This is a genomic window from Streptomyces sp. NPDC091682 (genome assembly GCF_044756625.1).
Lineage (GTDB): Bacteria > Actinomycetota > Actinomycetes > Streptomycetales > Streptomycetaceae > Streptomyces.
Map to the genome: position 1 here is coordinate 188,316 of NZ_JBIVTH010000002.1, position 14,926 is coordinate 203,241.

Here is a 14,926-nt window from a genome sequence, read left to right on the forward strand (position 1 = left end):
CACGACGGAGACACCTTGTCCCTCCGCATCACCCCACTGACCGACCCCGCTCACAAGCCGCACGGCCGGCGTCTTGCCTGGTTGGCATCGGACGCGGATTCCCTCCCCGCCGGGACCGCCTTTCTGCGCCTGTTCGATGGCGGACAAGAGCACCTGGCCGAGCTTGACCTGCGTGTTCATCCCGCGGAGCGCCGCAAGGGCGTCGGCTCCCGACTCCTCAACACCGCCATGGCGACCGCCCGAGACAACGCCCGACGCTGCGTTGTCGCGCAGGCGGAAGCCGGATCACCCGGCGACCGCTTTCTGGCAGCGCGCGGCTTCCGGAAGGTCCTCACCTTGAGGTTCACCCGCTTGCCACTGGCTGACGTGGATACCGCCGTCCTCGCCGAGATCATCGAGCGTCCGCATCCCGGCTACCGGCTGGTGTCATGGCAGGGAACCGTCCCCGACGACCTCGCCCAGACGTTCGCCGCGTCTCGCCGCGCCATGGACGACATGCCCATGGACGACACCGACTACGGCACCGTGACCTGGGACGTGGACCGTGTGCGGGCCGCCGCTAAGGCCGTCGAACAGCGCGGCGACCACCTGCACACCGTCGTCGCCATCGACGCCTCGAACGGCTCGATCGCCGGGTTCACCGAACTCGTCATCCCCGGCAACGGCGCAGGTGACGGCCAGCATTACGGCACCGGTGTGCTGCCCGAGCACCGTGGACACGGCCTCGGCCGATGGATGAAGGCCGAGTCGATCCGACAGGCCCGTAGGGACTATCCGGACCTCGGTGGCCTCCTGACCGACACCGCCGACAGCAACACGCACATGAGACAGATCAACGACGGTTTCGCCTACACACCCACGCACACAACACACCAGTATCAGCTCGAGCTCTAGCAGCGAGCGGACGAGCCGGACCGGGGCATCGCCCCATCGCCCCGCCCGGCCTGTCCGTGCTTTCGATGCACGGCCCTAGAGGCGCGTCGCGGTGCGGACGAGGTCGGCTACGGCTTTGGACCTGCTGTGCGGTGGCCAGGCGATGACGGTCGTGACAGCCGGTGCGTCCGACACCGGCACCGTCGCGTGATCGTCGCGCAGGTGGGCCCGGAGGGACTCGGGCACGACCGCGCAGGCCCGTCCGAGCGCGATCAGCTGGAACAGTTGGGTGTGGTCGCGGACCTTCGGGCCAGGCCCGTCCGGATGGCCCCCGCCCCGTCGAGGCCAGCGCGGCAGGGGCAGGTCCGTCAGGGTGGTGACCTCGGCCATCGACACGCGGGGTCGGTTGGCCAAGGGGTGCCCCGCGGGCAGGACCACGACCTGCTGTTCGGTGTGCAGGTCCTCGGTGTCGAGTCCGGCCGTCGTGTCGAAGGGCTGTTGGAGCAGAGCGACGTCGGCGCGCCCGTCGCGCAGTAGCCTTTCCTGCTCGCCGGGCCCGCACAGCATCACCTCGACGGCGACCGCGCCGGGCTCGGCGGCGTAGGCGGCCAGCAGCTTCGACAACAGTTCGCTGGAGGCTCCGGCCTTCGTGGCCAGCACCACACCGAACGGGTCGGCAGCTGCGCGGCGGGTGCGGCGCTCGGCGGCTTCGACCGCGTCGAGTGCGGCCCGGGCCTCCCGCAGAAGCACCGACCCGGCCTCGGTCAAGGCGACCGCGCGAGCAGTGCGGTGCAGCAGAACCACCCCGAGCCGCCGCTCGAGCTGCTGGATCGCCCGCGACAGCGGTGGTTGCGCCATGGCGAGCCGCTGCGCCGCCCGCCCGAAGTGCAGCTCCTCCGCGACGGCGACGAAGTACTTCAACTCCCGCGTCTCCACCGCGTCATCGTATCCGGCACCCCCACCACGACCGATATCCGTACGGTATCGCCGCCCACCCAGTCGGTCTTGGACGTCCCTACCGAGTCCGCGCCACGCTTGAAGACATGAGTGAACAGATGATCGCGCTGGTGACCGGCGCGAACAAAGGAATCGGATACGAGATCGCGGCGGGCCTGGGCGCTCTCGGCTGGCGCATCGGCGTGGGCGCGCGGGATCAACAGCGCCGCGACACCGCGGTGGAGAAGCTGCGCGCAGCCGGGACCGACGCGTTCGGCGTCCCGCTCGACGTGGCGGACGACGCGAGTGTGGCCGCCGCGGCCGAGCTGATCGCCGACCGCGCCGGAGGGCTCGACGTCCTGGTCAACAACGCGGCGATCACCGGCGATATGCCGCAGATGCCCACCACGGTCGATCCGGCAACCGTACGAGTCGTCGTGGAAACCAACGTGATCGGGGTCATCCGCGTCACCAACGCGATGCTGCCCATGCTGCGCGGCTCGGCATCGCCACGGATCGTGAACATGTCCAGCAGCGTCGGCTCGCTCACCCTGCAGACCACGCCCGGCATCGACATGGGCCCGGTTCCTACTGCGTACTTGGCGTCCAAGACCTTCCTCAACGCCATCACCGTCCAATACGCCAAGGAACTGAGCGACACCAACATCCTGATCAACTCCGGCTGTCCCGGCTACACCGCCACCGACCTCAACGGCTTCCAGGGCGTCCGCACCCCCCACCAGGGCGCGGCGATCGCGATCCACCTCGCGACCCTGCCCGACGACGGACCGACCGGCGAATTCTTCGACGACGGTGGAACAGTGCCCTGGTGACAGGCTCACCGGCCCCTGGTGGTCCAGCTGATGTTCGTTGCTGGTGTGGCGGAAAGGGCTGGCGAAACGGGACGGCCACCGGAGTTCTGCGGTGGCCGTCCGCCGCACTTCAGATCCCGCCGGGGCCGAGAAGTTGTTCAGGGGGTCGACGGCGCGGGTGGTCGGCCGCGTCGGACCGCCGACCGGTCGTCCTCCGTGCGCCGCACTGTGCGCGTGCGTCCGCACCGACGTCGCCGACCCGCCACAACTGCGGCTCGCTCCCGCAGTCTTGTCGGAAGATCACAAGTTCCGCGGTGACCGGTCGGCTGCGGGCTACGCTCCCCGCACTGGGTTCCTCGACACCTGCGCCATCTGGGCAACCACGCTGAACGCCCGGGCCTGCCGTGAGATCGCCGTCGCCCGCGGTTGCTCTCCGCGCAAAATAGCCACCATCTCCACGACCTCGCACAGATCGGCCGGCATCTGGAGGTAGCCGTCGCGGTCCCGCCTTAACACACCCCGCACCGCGGCCGGGTAACCGGCCGTTGGCACCCCTCCCGTGGTCGCAGCGCCTCCGGTCACCAGCGTGTGAACGCGACGACGACGGCCCCCTGGTCCAGTCCGGGCCCTGCCCCCGTCCCGTACTTCCTCTGATGGAAAGCCTTGCCCTGTTGACCCTGGCCGAACACCCGACCACTGCCCCGCCGCTCGCCACGTACGGCGCCGTACTGGGCAGCCGACACGTTGTCCGCCTGCTCGGCGGCACCCTGATCGGGCGCCTGCCCAACTCCATGGTGCCCGTGGGGCTCGTCCTGTGGATCACCGGCTGCGGGGGGTCGCTGGCCTTCGCCGGAATGCTCACCGCCCTCTACGGGCTGGCATCCGGGCTGTCCCAGCCGGTCAAAGGCAGGCTGATGGACCGCTACGGTCAAACCCGGGTATCGACACCGGCGGTGTTGCTCAACGCAAGCTGCCTGGCGACGCTCCCTTCGATCGGGGTGGGCGGGCATCCCGCGGCGGTGACCGCGGTGGTCGGGCTCGCGGGTCTGGTCACACCGCCGCTGGAGGCAGGGCTTCGGGCGCTTTGGCCGACCGTCCTGCCTGACCTGGGGCGGCGCCGAGTCGTCCAAGCGCTCGACACCGGCTCTCAGGGACTCCTCTACATCGCCGGCCCCCTGCTCGCCTCGTGGCTGGCGACCACGCACGGGCCCGACACCGCCTTGGCCGCGACCGCCGCCCTCGGGCTCGCGGGCACGACGGTCGTCCTGACCGCCGCACCGTCGCAGGCCTGGCGTCCTGCCACCGGGGTGACCGAAAGAGGACGGCTGATGAGCGCCGGCCTGGTGCTGCTGTTCACCGCGCTGGCGGGAACGGGGTTCGCGTTCGGGGCGATGAACGTGTGGGCCGCACGCATGGCCGGCACCCACGGGCAGGCCATGCTCTGCGGACTGCTTCCTGCCGTGTTCTCCACCGGCAGCTTCTTGGGCAGCCTGATCTACGCACGCCGGGCATGGCCCGGCACGACCAAGTCCCAACTCATCACCACCAGCGCCCTGTTCCTCCTCGGCTGGGCGCCCCTGCTGGCCCAGCCCGGCCCCCGCACGGCCTTCGCCCTCACGGCGATACCGGGCCTGTTCTTCACCTTGATCATCACCAACGGCTTCCACACCGTGGACGATCTCGCCTCCGCCTCCCGCACCACCGAGGCGTACGCCTGGTTGATCCTGTCGGTCGGCACCGGGCAGGCAGCCGGAACCGCGCTCGCCGCAGCCCTCGCCGCCTACCCCGGTGTCCTGGCCGCGCTCCCCACCGGCGGCGCCGCCACCGCGCTGACCATCCTGCTCCTCGCCCGCGGCAAGCTCGGCCCGGGCCGTCGCCTCGGCCGCCACCGGCGTCCCCGCCAACAGGGACAGCCTCGCCGAATGCCGCCACCGACTCGATGGCGCGCGGCGGGCGCGGCCTCGCTGCCCTTGGCGTCGACCGGCTCTGAAGGGGCGCTCCGCGCCGTGCCCGGTCACGCTCGAGGGAATCGGCGGGCGGCGGCGCCCCGGCCGAACCGGTGGCGGTCGACCTCCATGATGGTGGCTGCGGCGGAGCCGAGGCGTCCGCATGCGAGCGCGGTGGAGTAGCCGCTGCGGCGCCCGTGACACGCGGGGCCAGGGTGAAGAACGCGCCGCTCGACCGCTATGAGCTGCGCACGCACCGCATCCCGTTCCGGGTCTCGGGTCGCCTGCCTGCATGCCGAACGGCTGGAACGATCGGTCAACCGCGTTCCCAGTAGGAACAGGGGGGTGGGATGTCCTCGGCCCCTGGGGTCGGGGCGGGACAGCCCGAAGGCGTGCCGCTCGGGTCGGGACCCCGCTCCCAGTGGGTCGACATCGGACCAGGACTCTCCGATTCATCCAGGTAAAGAGTGAGCGCACCACATAACAACACGAGAGCCAACCATCCTGCCCCCGCCCACACCCAGACCCTCCGCGACACTGCTCCCCCTCGACTTCAATCACCTGGGAACAGTCTGCCCGGTAAACCTGCGCGGCCCTCACCTCCAGTCCGGCTCCCGTCCCCCGGCCTTGCCGTGTTGGAGGGCTTCCGCCGCTGTCGATGGAGAGAGGGGGAGCGCCCTCCGTCGGTGTCAGTGGGGGCCGATACCTTCACGCGCATGACGACGCGTTCCACGCCGCCGACGGCGCTGTTGACCGACCCCACGGGCGAAACGGCGGTCCTCGGCCTACCCCCGGGCTCTCTGGTGACCGAGACCCATGACGGCCCTTGGCGTGAGCCGCTGCTCTGGGTGGCCGACGGGACCGCGGTGCCCGGCGCCTGGGCACGGTACCGGTCGGTCCGGGATGCGGTGGGACTGCAGCCCGTCCTCCTTCAGGACGAACCGGGCAGTGAGGAGTGGTGGGGCGGTGAGCTGGATCCCGGCATGATGTCGGATCCCGGCGATCACCAGGTCGAGGATGTTCTCCAGACCCTTTGGGAGTCGGCGGTTTCGGAGACCGAGGAGAACGAAGACGAAGAGGACGCCGGCGAGACCATCGCCCCGTTCACCGGTCACTGGCCCGGGCTTGCGTCGGTAGGAGGGACGCCGGTGGATCCGGAGGCGACCGCCGGGGACGTTGCCGATGCTTTGATCGGGCCCTGGCTCAAGAGCCCTCGGCTCGCATTGGTCCCGGTGGGCCGGCCTGCGGACCTCCCTGCGGCGATCGGCTGGTCGGGGCCGGTCAACCACGTGACCGACGTGGCGCGGCTGTGTGCGGTTCTCCGTTCCTGGGAGGACCGCTTCGGGGCCCGGGTGGTCGCCCTGTCGTCCGCGCGGCTGGACCTGTCCGTGGCAGCTCCACCGCAGTCACTGGACGAGGCGCTCGCGGTCGCCGCGGAACACTTCGCGTTCTGCCCGGACACCATCTGGCAGGGGTACGAGAGCATCCGGCTCTACGCGGAGCAAGCGCTGCTGGGCAACCCCCACTGGACGTTCTGGTGGGATTGATGCCGTCTACGGAAGGTCCGTGCGGCGGGTGGAGAACCCTCGGGCCGCTCCGCAGGGCGGGTAGTCCGCCTTCACCGGAGACCCGGCTTCCCGGCGACGGCCCGGCCCGGCGCCCGGCGGGTCCGGCCCGTCAAGGCCATGGCACCGGCTGGAGGGCCGTCTCCTTGAGGACCTTCAGGAAGGCTTCGACCGGGGCCGGGAGCGGTGGTGCGCCGTAGACGACGGCGTCGACGAAGCGGTGGTCGTCCGGTAGGCGGTCGATCCGCACGCCGGGGTGGAGATGAGCGCGCAGGGCGAGGCCGGGCAGCGTACTGACGCCGAGGCCGGCGGCCACGAGTGCCTGGGCCGCGACGTAATCGTCGGTCTCGAAGGCGATCGTAGGAGTGAAGCCGCGCTTCCCGCACGCTGACAGCAGGTGCGAACGGCACCGCTCGCAGCCGGCGATCCACCGTTGTCCGCGGTAGGTGTCGAGGTCGGTGCGGGGGCCGGGCCAGGACGCGCCGGCCCGGCTGACGACGTAGAGCGGCTCGTGCAGGATCGGTGTCACGGTGTGGCCCTCGCGGCCACCGGGCGGACCGTCACCGTGGTGGAAGGTGAAGGCGACATCGGCCTCGCCGCGCCGTAGGGCCGCCAGGGCTTCGGGAGGCTCCGCTTCCGTCAGTGCCAGTTCGATGTCCGGGTGTGCGACGCCGAAGGCAGCGGCCACCGCGGGTACGAGCGTGGCGAGCGCGGAGGGGAACGCCGCGAGGCGGACCCGTCCGGCGCTGAGCCCGGCGTGGGCGGCGAGTTCGGTCCGGGCCGATTCGATCCGGCCGAGGATCTCCTCCGCACGATCGGCGAGCAGTCGGCCGGCCTCGGTCAGCCGGATGCCACGGCCCGCCCGCTGGACGAGCGGCACACCGGCTTCGGCCTCGAGCCGGGCGAGGTGGTGGCTGACCGACGGCTGCGCATAGTGCAGCGCCGCGGCGGCAGCCGTCACCGAACCCTCGCGTGCGATGGCGGCGAACACCCTGAGTCGGTTCTCGTCGAACATTCATCGATGATATCGATGAAGTCATTGGAAACTGGCATTTGTCCTATGGATTGGGCCCTGCGCAGCATGAGGGCATGCACAGTCCCACGATCTCCGACGTCCTTCGCGCGCGTCGTCTGCAGAGCGCGCACCTGTCCCCGACCCCTCTGCTCTCCTATCCCGCCCTCGACGCCACCGTCGGCGCCGGCATCCGCGTCCTGGTCAAACACGAGAACCTGCAGCCGACCGGCGCCCTCAAGGTCCGCGGAGGCGTCACCCTGCTGGCCGGGATGGACCCCGTCGAGCGTGCACGGGGCGTTCTCTCGTACTCCACCGGCAACCACGCGCAGTCCCTCGCCCATGCCGCGGCGCTCTTCCACGTCCCCTGCACCATCGTCATGCCGAAGAACCCGAACCCGCTGAAGGCCGAGGCCGTTCGGCGCCTCGGCGCCGAACTGGTGGAACACGGCGCGGACTTCGAAGAGGCCCGCCGCCACGCCGAGCAGCTCGCGCCCCGGCGTGGGATGCGCTTGGTCAGCGCGGCGAACGAGCCGGACCTCATCGCGGGCGTGGCCACCACGTACCTGGAGGTCTTCGAGCAGGAGCCGGACCTCGACGCGATCATCGTGCCGGTCGGTGGCGGCAGCGGCGCCGCCGCCGCTTGCCTGGTGGCGGCGGCGATCAGCCCGCGCTGCCGCGTCATCGCGGTGCAGTCCCGCCGCTCGCCGGCCGCGCACGACTCCTGGCGCTCGGGCAGCTGCGTCCAGCGTCCGAACACCACGACGGCGGAGGGCCTGGCCACCGGGTCGGGTTTCGAGCTGACGCAACGTCTGTTCCGGGAGCACCTCGCGGACTTCCAGCTGGTCGGCGATGACGAGATCCGATGGGCCCAGTGGCTGCTCATGCGTGATGCCCGGACGGTGGCCGAGGCGGCTGCCGCCGCACCGCTGGCGGCGCTCCTCGCCGCACGCGACGACCTTGCCGGGCAGCGGGTGGCCATCATGTGCACGGGCGGCAACGCCGGCGAAGCCGAGCTGCGGGCCTGTCTCTCCGCCGCGCCCTCGGGCGGATGAAGCCGTTCGCGGGCTCCTGCCGCGAGAGGAGGTGGGGACTCCCCCGGCGCGCTGGAACGGATCCGCGCAGCCGGGGCCGTGATCGATACTGATCTTCATGCACGTCAACGTCACGGCCACCACCCTGGAACGCGTCGCCGGTCACCGGATCCGCTTCGACGCCCGGTTCGAGCAGTACTTCGCCGGCCTCGGCGAGCGTTTCGACGTCCCGGTGCCCAGCCGGTACGTCCCCCACTGCCTGGAACTCCTGCGGGAGTTCTCGATGCGCGGCGGCAAGCGGCTGCGGGTCGTCCTGCTGTACGAGGCGGCCCGACTGGTCACCACCGACGAGGTACCGGGGCTCGCCGAGGCCGCACTGAGCATCGAACTGCTCCAGACGCACGGCCTCGTCCACGACGACATCATCGACGACGCACCCCTGCGCCGCGGCGGCCCCTCGACGTACTACGCGTACCGCCGGGAGTTCCCCGGCCAGGGCGCCAAGGCCCTCGGGCTCGCGATGCTCGCCGGGGACCTCGCGGCGTTCCTGTCCACCCAGGTGCTGCTGGAGGCCGAGGTCCCCGCCGAACTCCGCCAGGCCCTGCTCGGCGTGCACACGCGCACCGCCGCGGAGACCGTGGCCGGGCAGATCGCCGACCTGGAGCGGGACTCCCACACCCTGCCCGACGAAGAGTTCCTGCACACCGTCACCGACTTCAAGAGCGCGCGGTACTCGATCCTGGCGCCGCTGACAATGGGCCTGCTGGCCGCCGGCGGGGATCCGGCGCCACACCGCGCCCGACTTCACCGCTACTCCCGGCTGGTGGGGGTGTCCGAGCAGATGCGCGACGACTTCCTCGACTTCTTCGGCCCGTCCGGCGACGACCCGGCGGCCGAGGTGAAGTCCACCGGGGCCGACATCCGCTCGGGCCGCCGCACCTACGCCGTGCGTGCGACCCTGGCCGCCGCGACCGGGGCCGACGCGGCCCTCGTCGAAGCCGCGCTCGGCGATCCCGGCTGCCCGGACGAAACCCTGGGCCGGATCAGGGAGATCGCCCGCGCCGCCGGCGTGGACCGGCGGCTCAAGGCGGAGATCCGGCGGCACGCGGAGGCAGCCGCTGCAGAGGCCGCGTCCTGGGAGCCGTACTGGCGCGCGGAAGCCGTGGAGTTCTTCCGGGGCCTGCCGATGTGGAACGTGGACCGGATGTCCTGAGGGGCGACGAGGGCCGCTGCGCGAGCCCGCGCGAACGGTCGCGGACGGACGCGAACCGTCATACGACGTCGGCCCCGCGTCGAAGCCCTTGCCGGGCAGCCGGACGGCCGGCGTTCCTTCCCGGACGCCCGCCGCATTCGGCCGGGACCCCGGAGCCCCCGGGCCAGGGCCTCGGGCCGGGTCAGTTTCCACGCCCCTCCTGGCAGGCGTTCGACATGGCCGACATCCAGGCGAACGCCGCCTCGCACTGCTCCGGCGTCAGCCCCGCCTCCAGTTCGGCCTCGCGCCGCTGGACGGCCGGGAGCGCGTTCTCGTAGCGCGCGCGTCCTAGCTCCGTCAGGCTCAACTGGTGGGTCCTGCGGTCGGTGGCGTGCGGGGCTCGGACGATCAGGCCGTCACGTTCCAGCGCCGCGAGCATCTCGTTGGCGGCTTGGCGGGAGCTCCCGACCAGGCGGGCCAGCTGGGCCACCGAGATGCCCGGGGTCTCTCCCACGATCATCAAGGTCGCGAACTGCGGCACGGTGAGCCCGAATTCCTCCAGCTCCGCCCCGATCGCCGCCCGCATGCTGAGCCAGGCGTGGCGCACCACGAAGCTCAGCACCCGACCGTGACTCTGCTCGCCCATCGGACGACCTCCGAATTCATGATTGACAGGTACTTTACGAGTTTGCCACGATGAGGGAATCGTCAAGTACTTGACGATTCTTGGGTGGCGCGCCACCGTCGCGTGCTCCGTGATGCGCACCCCCCAAAAGCCAACTCACCTCGGTTCGGAGGCAGTCACGCATGTCCTCGGCAACGTCACCGGCGTCGTCCACCCCACCACCGGGCCGTCAGCGGCTCATCCTCGGCGTCCTCGTCTTCGCCCAGCTCCTCATCTGGCTCGACGGCACCATCTTGACCACCGCGTTCGAGACGCTCTCGGACCCCGTCCGGGGGTTAGGCGCCACCCCCGGTGAGCTCCAATGGGCCACCGGCGCCTACACGCTGGTCTTCGCCGGCCTGATGTTCACCGGGGGCTCGCTCGGTGACCGGTTCGGCCACCGCAACCTGCTGCTGACGGGCATGGCGCTCTTCGGCGCCGCGTCCGCCCTCGCCGCCTACGCCACCACCCCCGGCCAACTCATCGCCGCCCGGGCCGTCATGGGAGCCGGTGCCGCGCTGCTCGTCCCGGCGACCATGGCGGTGGTCAGCTGGACGTTCCAGCCCGCGCAGCGCCCGGCCGCCTTCGGCACCCTGTCGTCCTTCGCCGGCGTCGGCCTCGCCGCGGGGCCGATCCTCGCCGGGGTACTGCTCGCGCGGTTCTGGTGGGGATCGGTGTTCCTGGTCAACGTGCCCGTCGTCGTCCTCGGCCTCGGCTTCATCGCCCGGTACGTGCCCAACTCCCGCAGCCCGCAGGTCCGCCGCCTCGACCCGGCCGGACTGCTGCTGTCGACCGGCGGCCTGGGCATCCTCGCGTACGGCCTGATCCGCGCCGGCCAGGACGCTTCCTTCGCCCAGCCGCGCGTCTGGGGATCCGCCCTCGTCGGCAGCGCGCTGATCGCCGCGTTCGTCGTCGTCGAGCTGCGGATCGCCCATCCCAGCTTCGACCCGCGGTTGTTGGCACAGCGCCGCTTCGCCGCCGGGAACCTGACCCTGATGGCGGTCTTCCTGGCCATGACGGCCGGATCCTTCTACCTCGCCTTCTACCTGCAGGGCCTACGCGGGTACTCGGCGCTGGACGCCTCGCTCCTCGCGCTCCCGGGAGCCCTCGGGGTGATCGTCGGCTCCCCGATCGCCGTCCGGCTGGTCCGACGGACCTCCGTCCGACTCGTCTCCTCGATCGCGCTGACCGTCGCGGCCGCGGCGATGGGCTCGTTCGCCCTGTTCGGAGCGGCCACACCGATCGTCTGGTACGCGGCGGTCGTGCTGGTCCAGGGCACCGCGATCGGCATGGTGATCGCTCCCGTGACGGGCGCGGTACTGGGTTCCCTGCCGCTGGAGCGGTCCGGCGCGGGCAGCGCGGTCAACAGCACCCTGCGCCAGACCGGCAGCGTGCTGGGCATCGCGGCCGGCGGCACGATCACCTCGATCGTCTACCGGAGTTCGATCGACGGCTCGCTGACCGGCCTCCCCGATCCGGTACGGGAACCCGCGCGGGTCTCGGCCGAACTCGCCCGGCACGTGGCGGTGGCCACGCACGACACCCGGCTCGCCGCGGCCGCCGACAGCGCCTTCCTGCACGCCATGCACGTCGGGGCGCTCTGGACGGCCGGGTTCGCGCTGATCGGCGCGGCCGTCCTGGCCGTCGGGTTCCGGCCGGACCGCCCCACGGGTCGAGAGCAGGAGCGGGAGCGGGAGCAGGAACGGACCCGGGAGGTGGGGCGTGCGGCGCGCGCCGGGAGTTCCACGCCCGTGTGACGCGCAGCCGCGCCCGGTCGGCTGCGGCCGACCCGTGCGGACCCCGGCGCGGCATTCGGGTGGCGGACCGCCGTGTCGAACCGCCCGACCCGGACCGGTTCGCCATCCTGGGCCGGGCACGGCAGCGCGATCGCCGCTGCCCTCCCCCACGGCGAGAAGGAGTACGGCATGCCGACGGACGCGGTCGGGCGTTTCCTCGCGGCTCTGGGACCGCAGCAGCAGGAGGCCGTCACCAGCAGACCGCCGCAGGAGCAGGAGCGGCTCGCGGCGGCCTGGGAGCGGGAGTTGGCCTCGGACGACGAGCTCGACACGCTCGACGAGCTGTCGCCGCCCGCGGCGGAGGCCGAGGCGGCCCGTCGCGTCCTGGACCGCGAGGGGTGACGCGCCCCCGCGGGCAGGGCCGGTCCGGCGCCCTCTCCCCTGCCGCCGCGCGCGGGCGCCGGACCGGAGGTTTCAGTGGCCGGGGGTCTCGAGCGGCCGCAGGAAACGGCGCTCGTACCGCTTGATGCAGCGGGTTTCGCGCGCCAGGTCGAAGGCGGCCTGGCACTCGGGGTCGGACATGCTGTCCGTGCGGTACTGCTCGTAGGCGGCGAAGCCGGGGAAGGAGAAGAGCGCGTAGGCGATGTCGCTGTCGCCCTCGCTGGGCAGGAAGTAGCCGTGGTGGGTGCCTCCGAACCGGTTGACCAGCCGGACCCAACGGCGCCCGTACTCCTCGAATTCCGCGAGCTTGTCGACGTCGATCTCGTACTTCAGATGAATGGTGATCACCGCCCCATCATGCCGGGCCCCACGACTTCCCCCGGTGGGCGAGCAATCGCCGACTTCCGGGAGGGCGGCGCGGCAAATCCTCGTACGCTGCGGGAGTGGGAGACCTTGAGCGAGGGGGGACCGCATGTCCATGCGGAAGGGTGCCAACGTACCGGTGCCGAGCGCCACGGTCCGGGTGGAGTTGGGGTGGCGAGCGGGTCCCGGCGCGCCCGATGTGGACGTCTCGGCCCTGCTGCTCACGGCAGCGGGCAAGGTGCGGTCGGACGACGACTTCGTGTTCTACAACCAACCCGTGCACCCCAGTGGTGCCGTGCGCCACGAGGGACGGCGCCAGGACGGCACGGGCGTGCTCGAAACGATAGGGGTGACGCTGTCCGGGGTGGAGGAGGAGATCGGAACCGTGGTGGTCGCGGCTTCCACCGACGGCACGTTCGGTCAGGTCTCCGGACTCTTCGTACGCGTGCTGGACGCGCGGAGCGGCGTCGAGACGGCCCGGTTCGACGCGACGGATGCCACGACGGAGACCGCGTTCGTGCTCGGGGAGCTGTACCGGCGGGCCGGCGCGTGGAAGTTCCGGGCGGTGGGCCAGGGGTACGACTCCGGGCTGGCCGGGCTCGCCACCGACTTCGGGATCACGGTCGACGATCCCGCCCCGACCCCGGCCCCGGCTCTGGCCACCACCCCACCTCCGCCGGTGCCGGTGCAGGTCCAGCGGGCGGTGGATCCGCCCGTGCCCGCCCGTCCGGTACGGCTGTCGAAGATCACCTTGACGAAGGCGGCCCCCTCGGTGTCGCTGACCAAGCAGGGGGCCACCTCAGGGGGCATGCGGGTCAACCTCACGTGGAGCGCCGCCGTGCCGCCGCGCGGCTGGATGCGGAAGGGGCAGGACGCCGTCCGGCTGGAGGACGTGGACCTCGACCTCTCCTGCCTGTGGGAGCTGCGGAACGGAACCAAGGGGATCGTCCATCCCATCGACAACCAGTTCGGCTCCTTCCACCGGCCGCCGTACGTCCAGCTGGACCACGACGACCGGACCGGTGCGAGCGAGGCCGGTGAGAACCTCATGATCAACCTTGATCACACGGCCGAGATCGAGCGCCTCCTGGTGTTCGTGGTCATCTACTCCGGGGCCGCTAGCTTCGCGGGGCTCCAAGGAGTCGCCACGCTCCATCCGCCCGTCGGTCCGCCGATCGAGGTGCGCCTGGACGAGTGCACCGTCCCGTCGCCGGTGGCCGCGATCGCTCTGATCGAGAACGTGGGCGGGGAGCTGATCGTCCGGCGGGAGGCGAAGTACCTCCTGCCGGCGCCCGGTGTCTTCAAGCAGCAGGCGGCGGACATCGAGTACGGCTGGAACATGAGCTGGCAGTCGGCGAGCAAGGACTGACCCGCCGGGTCCCGGACCTCACCCCGCCAGGTCCCCGGCGTCCAGCGGCCGCCGCCACACGATGCGCCGGTGCACGGCGTCGAGGTCGGCCCATGTGCCTGTTCCAGTACGCAGACGACCCCGAGCCCGAAGAACGGACCCCGGCCGGGCTGCTGTACGTGCCCGTCCGGCCGGGAGGCGGTGCCGGGGCGGTGATCCGGCTGTTCCGCACGCCGCTGGGGGTGCGGACGGCCGTCGGTTCCACCCGTGTGGAGCGGCTGGCCGCGAACCTCGGCGAGGGCCAGGCGTGCATCCGGTTGTCCGAGTCGTTGCTGCGGGACCTGTGCGCGCCGCTCGGCGCGGAGCTGATCACCGTCGACCCGATGCTGTCCGCACCGGCGGCCGGTGCCACGACCCGGCTGCCGCAGCCGCTCCCGGTCCGCACCGTCTGAGGGGGACGCCACGGCTCGCGGCGGCACCGCGTCCACACGTGTCAAAAAGACTTCGGTCGGGATGTCGAGAAGACGCGGCCGGCTCCGTCCCAGGGGTGAACGCGACCACAATGGGTCGCACCAGCACCGAGGAGAACCATCATGGCCAAGTACCTCCTGCTCAAGCACTACCGCGGCGCTCCGGCGGCGGTCAACGACGTGCCCATGGACCAGTGGACGCCCGAGGAGATCTCGGCGCACATCCAGTACATGAACGACTTCGCGGCCCGGCTCGAAGGGACCGGCGAGTTCGTCGACGGTCAGGCGCTCGCCCCCGAGGGGACCTTCGTCCGGTACGACGGGGAGGGGCGTCCGCCGGTCACCGACGGCCCGTTCGCGGAGACCAAGGACCTGATCGCCGGCTGGATGGTGATCGACGTCGACAGCTACGAGCGCGCCGTCGAACTGGCAGGAGAGCTGTCGGCCGCCCCCGGGGCGGGCGGGAAGCCGATCCACGAGTGGCTCGAACTGCGTCCGTTCCTGGCCGCGCCGCCCACCATCACGGAATGACCC

Annotated in this window: 15 protein-coding genes; 11 read left to right on the forward strand and 4 right to left on the reverse strand. The window is 71.5% G+C overall.

Annotated features, from left to right (window positions below; genetic code table 11):
• The first annotated feature begins 15 nt into the window (after positions 1-15).
• On the forward strand, positions 16-894 hold the full coding sequence (locus ACIQK6_RS05255) for a GNAT family N-acetyltransferase (protein ID WP_329095828.1): 879 nt from the start codon (positions 16-18) through the stop codon (positions 892-894).
• Positions 895-969: 75 nt separating this feature from the next.
• Here ACIQK6_RS05255 and ACIQK6_RS05260 read toward each other — a convergent pair whose 3' ends face one another.
• Positions 970-1,809: a LysR family transcriptional regulator gene (locus tag ACIQK6_RS05260; protein WP_329095829.1), complete on the reverse strand. Its 840-nt coding sequence runs from the start codon at positions 1,807-1,809 to the stop codon at positions 970-972.
• A gap of 107 nt (positions 1,810-1,916) precedes the next feature.
• On the opposite strand from ACIQK6_RS05260, the gene ACIQK6_RS05265 reads away from it, so the two are divergent.
• From ACIQK6_RS05265 to ACIQK6_RS05275, 3 genes are all read left to right on the forward strand, one after another.
• The gene (locus ACIQK6_RS05265; protein WP_329095831.1) at positions 1,917-2,642 is read left to right on the forward strand and encodes an SDR family NAD(P)-dependent oxidoreductase; all 726 of its coding nucleotides are present in this window, start codon (positions 1,917-1,919) and stop codon (positions 2,640-2,642) included.
• Between the two features lie 632 nt (positions 2,643-3,274).
• Positions 3,275-4,750 carry an MFS transporter gene (locus ACIQK6_RS05270; protein WP_329095834.1) on the forward strand — a complete coding sequence of 492 codons (1,476 nt, stop codon included), beginning with the start codon at positions 3,275-3,277 and terminating at the stop codon, positions 4,748-4,750.
• 533 nt (positions 4,751-5,283) lie between these two features.
• Entirely contained in the window at positions 5,284-6,114 is an 831-nt protein-coding gene (locus tag ACIQK6_RS05275; protein WP_329095836.1) for a DUF4253 domain-containing protein, read from the forward strand.
• Positions 6,115-6,244: 130 nt separating this feature from the next.
• Here the strand turns inward: ACIQK6_RS05275 and ACIQK6_RS05280 are convergent, their stop codons facing one another.
• A complete protein-coding gene (locus ACIQK6_RS05280; protein ID WP_329095838.1) occupies positions 6,245-7,147 on the reverse strand; it encodes a LysR substrate-binding domain-containing protein in 903 nt (300 codons plus the stop codon).
• A 74-nt stretch (positions 7,148-7,221) separates the two neighbouring features.
• Between ACIQK6_RS05280 and ACIQK6_RS05285 the strand changes: the two genes are divergently transcribed.
• Both ACIQK6_RS05285 and ACIQK6_RS05290 read left to right on the forward strand, forming a co-directional pair.
• Positions 7,222-8,199, forward strand: coding sequence for a pyridoxal-phosphate dependent enzyme (locus ACIQK6_RS05285; protein WP_329095840.1), 978 nt, complete (start codon positions 7,222-7,224; stop codon positions 8,197-8,199).
• Between the two features lie 97 nt (positions 8,200-8,296).
• Positions 8,297-9,391 carry a polyprenyl synthetase family protein gene (locus tag ACIQK6_RS05290; protein WP_329095841.1) on the forward strand — a complete coding sequence of 365 codons (1,095 nt, stop codon included), beginning with the start codon at positions 8,297-8,299 and terminating at the stop codon, positions 9,389-9,391.
• A 181-nt stretch (positions 9,392-9,572) separates the two neighbouring features.
• Here the strand turns inward: ACIQK6_RS05290 and ACIQK6_RS05295 are convergent, their stop codons facing one another.
• The gene (locus tag ACIQK6_RS05295) at positions 9,573-10,016 is read right to left on the reverse strand and encodes a MarR family transcriptional regulator (RefSeq protein ID WP_329095843.1); all 444 of its coding nucleotides are present in this window, start codon (positions 10,014-10,016) and stop codon (positions 9,573-9,575) included.
• A 161-nt stretch (positions 10,017-10,177) separates the two neighbouring features.
• On the opposite strand from ACIQK6_RS05295, the gene ACIQK6_RS05300 reads away from it, so the two are divergent.
• Positions 10,178-11,791 carry an MFS transporter gene (locus tag ACIQK6_RS05300; protein WP_329095845.1) on the forward strand — a complete coding sequence of 538 codons (1,614 nt, stop codon included), beginning with the start codon at positions 10,178-10,180 and terminating at the stop codon, positions 11,789-11,791.
• A gap of 168 nt (positions 11,792-11,959) precedes the next feature.
• A complete protein-coding gene (locus ACIQK6_RS05305) occupies positions 11,960-12,172 on the forward strand; it encodes a hypothetical protein (protein WP_329095847.1) in 213 nt (70 codons plus the stop codon).
• A gap of 72 nt (positions 12,173-12,244) precedes the next feature.
• On the opposite strand, the gene ACIQK6_RS05310 is transcribed toward ACIQK6_RS05305, so the two are convergent.
• Positions 12,245-12,559 (reverse strand): NIPSNAP family protein, encoded by a 315-nt coding sequence (locus ACIQK6_RS05310; RefSeq protein ID WP_329095849.1) that lies wholly within the window; start codon positions 12,557-12,559, stop codon positions 12,245-12,247.
• A 124-nt stretch (positions 12,560-12,683) separates the two neighbouring features.
• Between ACIQK6_RS05310 and ACIQK6_RS05315 the strand changes: the two genes are divergently transcribed.
• The 3 genes from ACIQK6_RS05315 (at position 12,684) to ACIQK6_RS05325 (ending at position 14,923) form a co-directional block, all read left to right on the forward strand.
• Positions 12,684-13,943 carry a TerD family protein gene (locus ACIQK6_RS05315; RefSeq protein WP_329095852.1) on the forward strand — a complete coding sequence of 420 codons (1,260 nt, stop codon included), beginning with the start codon at positions 12,684-12,686 and terminating at the stop codon, positions 13,941-13,943.
• A 92-nt stretch (positions 13,944-14,035) separates the two neighbouring features.
• The gene (locus tag ACIQK6_RS05320) at positions 14,036-14,374 is read left to right on the forward strand and encodes an SAV_915 family protein (RefSeq protein WP_329095854.1); all 339 of its coding nucleotides are present in this window, start codon (positions 14,036-14,038) and stop codon (positions 14,372-14,374) included.
• A 141-nt stretch (positions 14,375-14,515) separates the two neighbouring features.
• Positions 14,516-14,923 (forward strand): YciI family protein, encoded by a 408-nt coding sequence (locus tag ACIQK6_RS05325; protein WP_010982398.1) that lies wholly within the window; start codon positions 14,516-14,518, stop codon positions 14,921-14,923.
• Positions 14,924-14,926: the final 3 nt, after the last annotated feature.

What these genes read in the sequence shown, in the direction of transcription:
- ACIQK6_RS05265 (WP_329095831.1), top strand. Translation starts at nt 1,917, where the DNA reads ATGAGTGAACAGATGATCGCGCTGGTGACCGGCGCGAACAAAGGAATC.
- ACIQK6_RS05295 (WP_329095843.1), bottom strand. Translation starts at nt 10,016, where the DNA reads ATGGGCGAGCAGAGTCACGGTCGGGTGCTGAGCTTCGTGGTGCGCCAC.
- ACIQK6_RS05325 (WP_010982398.1), top strand. Translation starts at nt 14,516, where the DNA reads ATGGCCAAGTACCTCCTGCTCAAGCACTACCGCGGCGCTCCGGCGGCG.
- ACIQK6_RS05300 (WP_329095845.1), top strand. Translation starts at nt 10,178, where the DNA reads ATGTCCTCGGCAACGTCACCGGCGTCGTCCACCCCACCACCGGGCCGT.
- ACIQK6_RS05285 (WP_329095840.1), top strand. Translation starts at nt 7,222, where the DNA reads ATGCACAGTCCCACGATCTCCGACGTCCTTCGCGCGCGTCGTCTGCAG.
- ACIQK6_RS05275 (WP_329095836.1), top strand. Translation starts at nt 5,284, where the DNA reads ATGACGACGCGTTCCACGCCGCCGACGGCGCTGTTGACCGACCCCACG.
- ACIQK6_RS05315 (WP_329095852.1), top strand. Translation starts at nt 12,684, where the DNA reads ATGTCCATGCGGAAGGGTGCCAACGTACCGGTGCCGAGCGCCACGGTC.
- ACIQK6_RS05290 (WP_329095841.1), top strand. Translation starts at nt 8,297, where the DNA reads ATGCACGTCAACGTCACGGCCACCACCCTGGAACGCGTCGCCGGTCAC.
- ACIQK6_RS05320 (WP_329095854.1), top strand. Translation starts at nt 14,036, where the DNA reads ATGTGCCTGTTCCAGTACGCAGACGACCCCGAGCCCGAAGAACGGACC.
- ACIQK6_RS05305 (WP_329095847.1), top strand. Translation starts at nt 11,960, where the DNA reads ATGCCGACGGACGCGGTCGGGCGTTTCCTCGCGGCTCTGGGACCGCAG.
- ACIQK6_RS05270 (WP_329095834.1), top strand. Translation starts at nt 3,275, where the DNA reads ATGGAAAGCCTTGCCCTGTTGACCCTGGCCGAACACCCGACCACTGCC.
- ACIQK6_RS05280 (WP_329095838.1), bottom strand. Translation starts at nt 7,147, where the DNA reads ATGTTCGACGAGAACCGACTCAGGGTGTTCGCCGCCATCGCACGCGAG.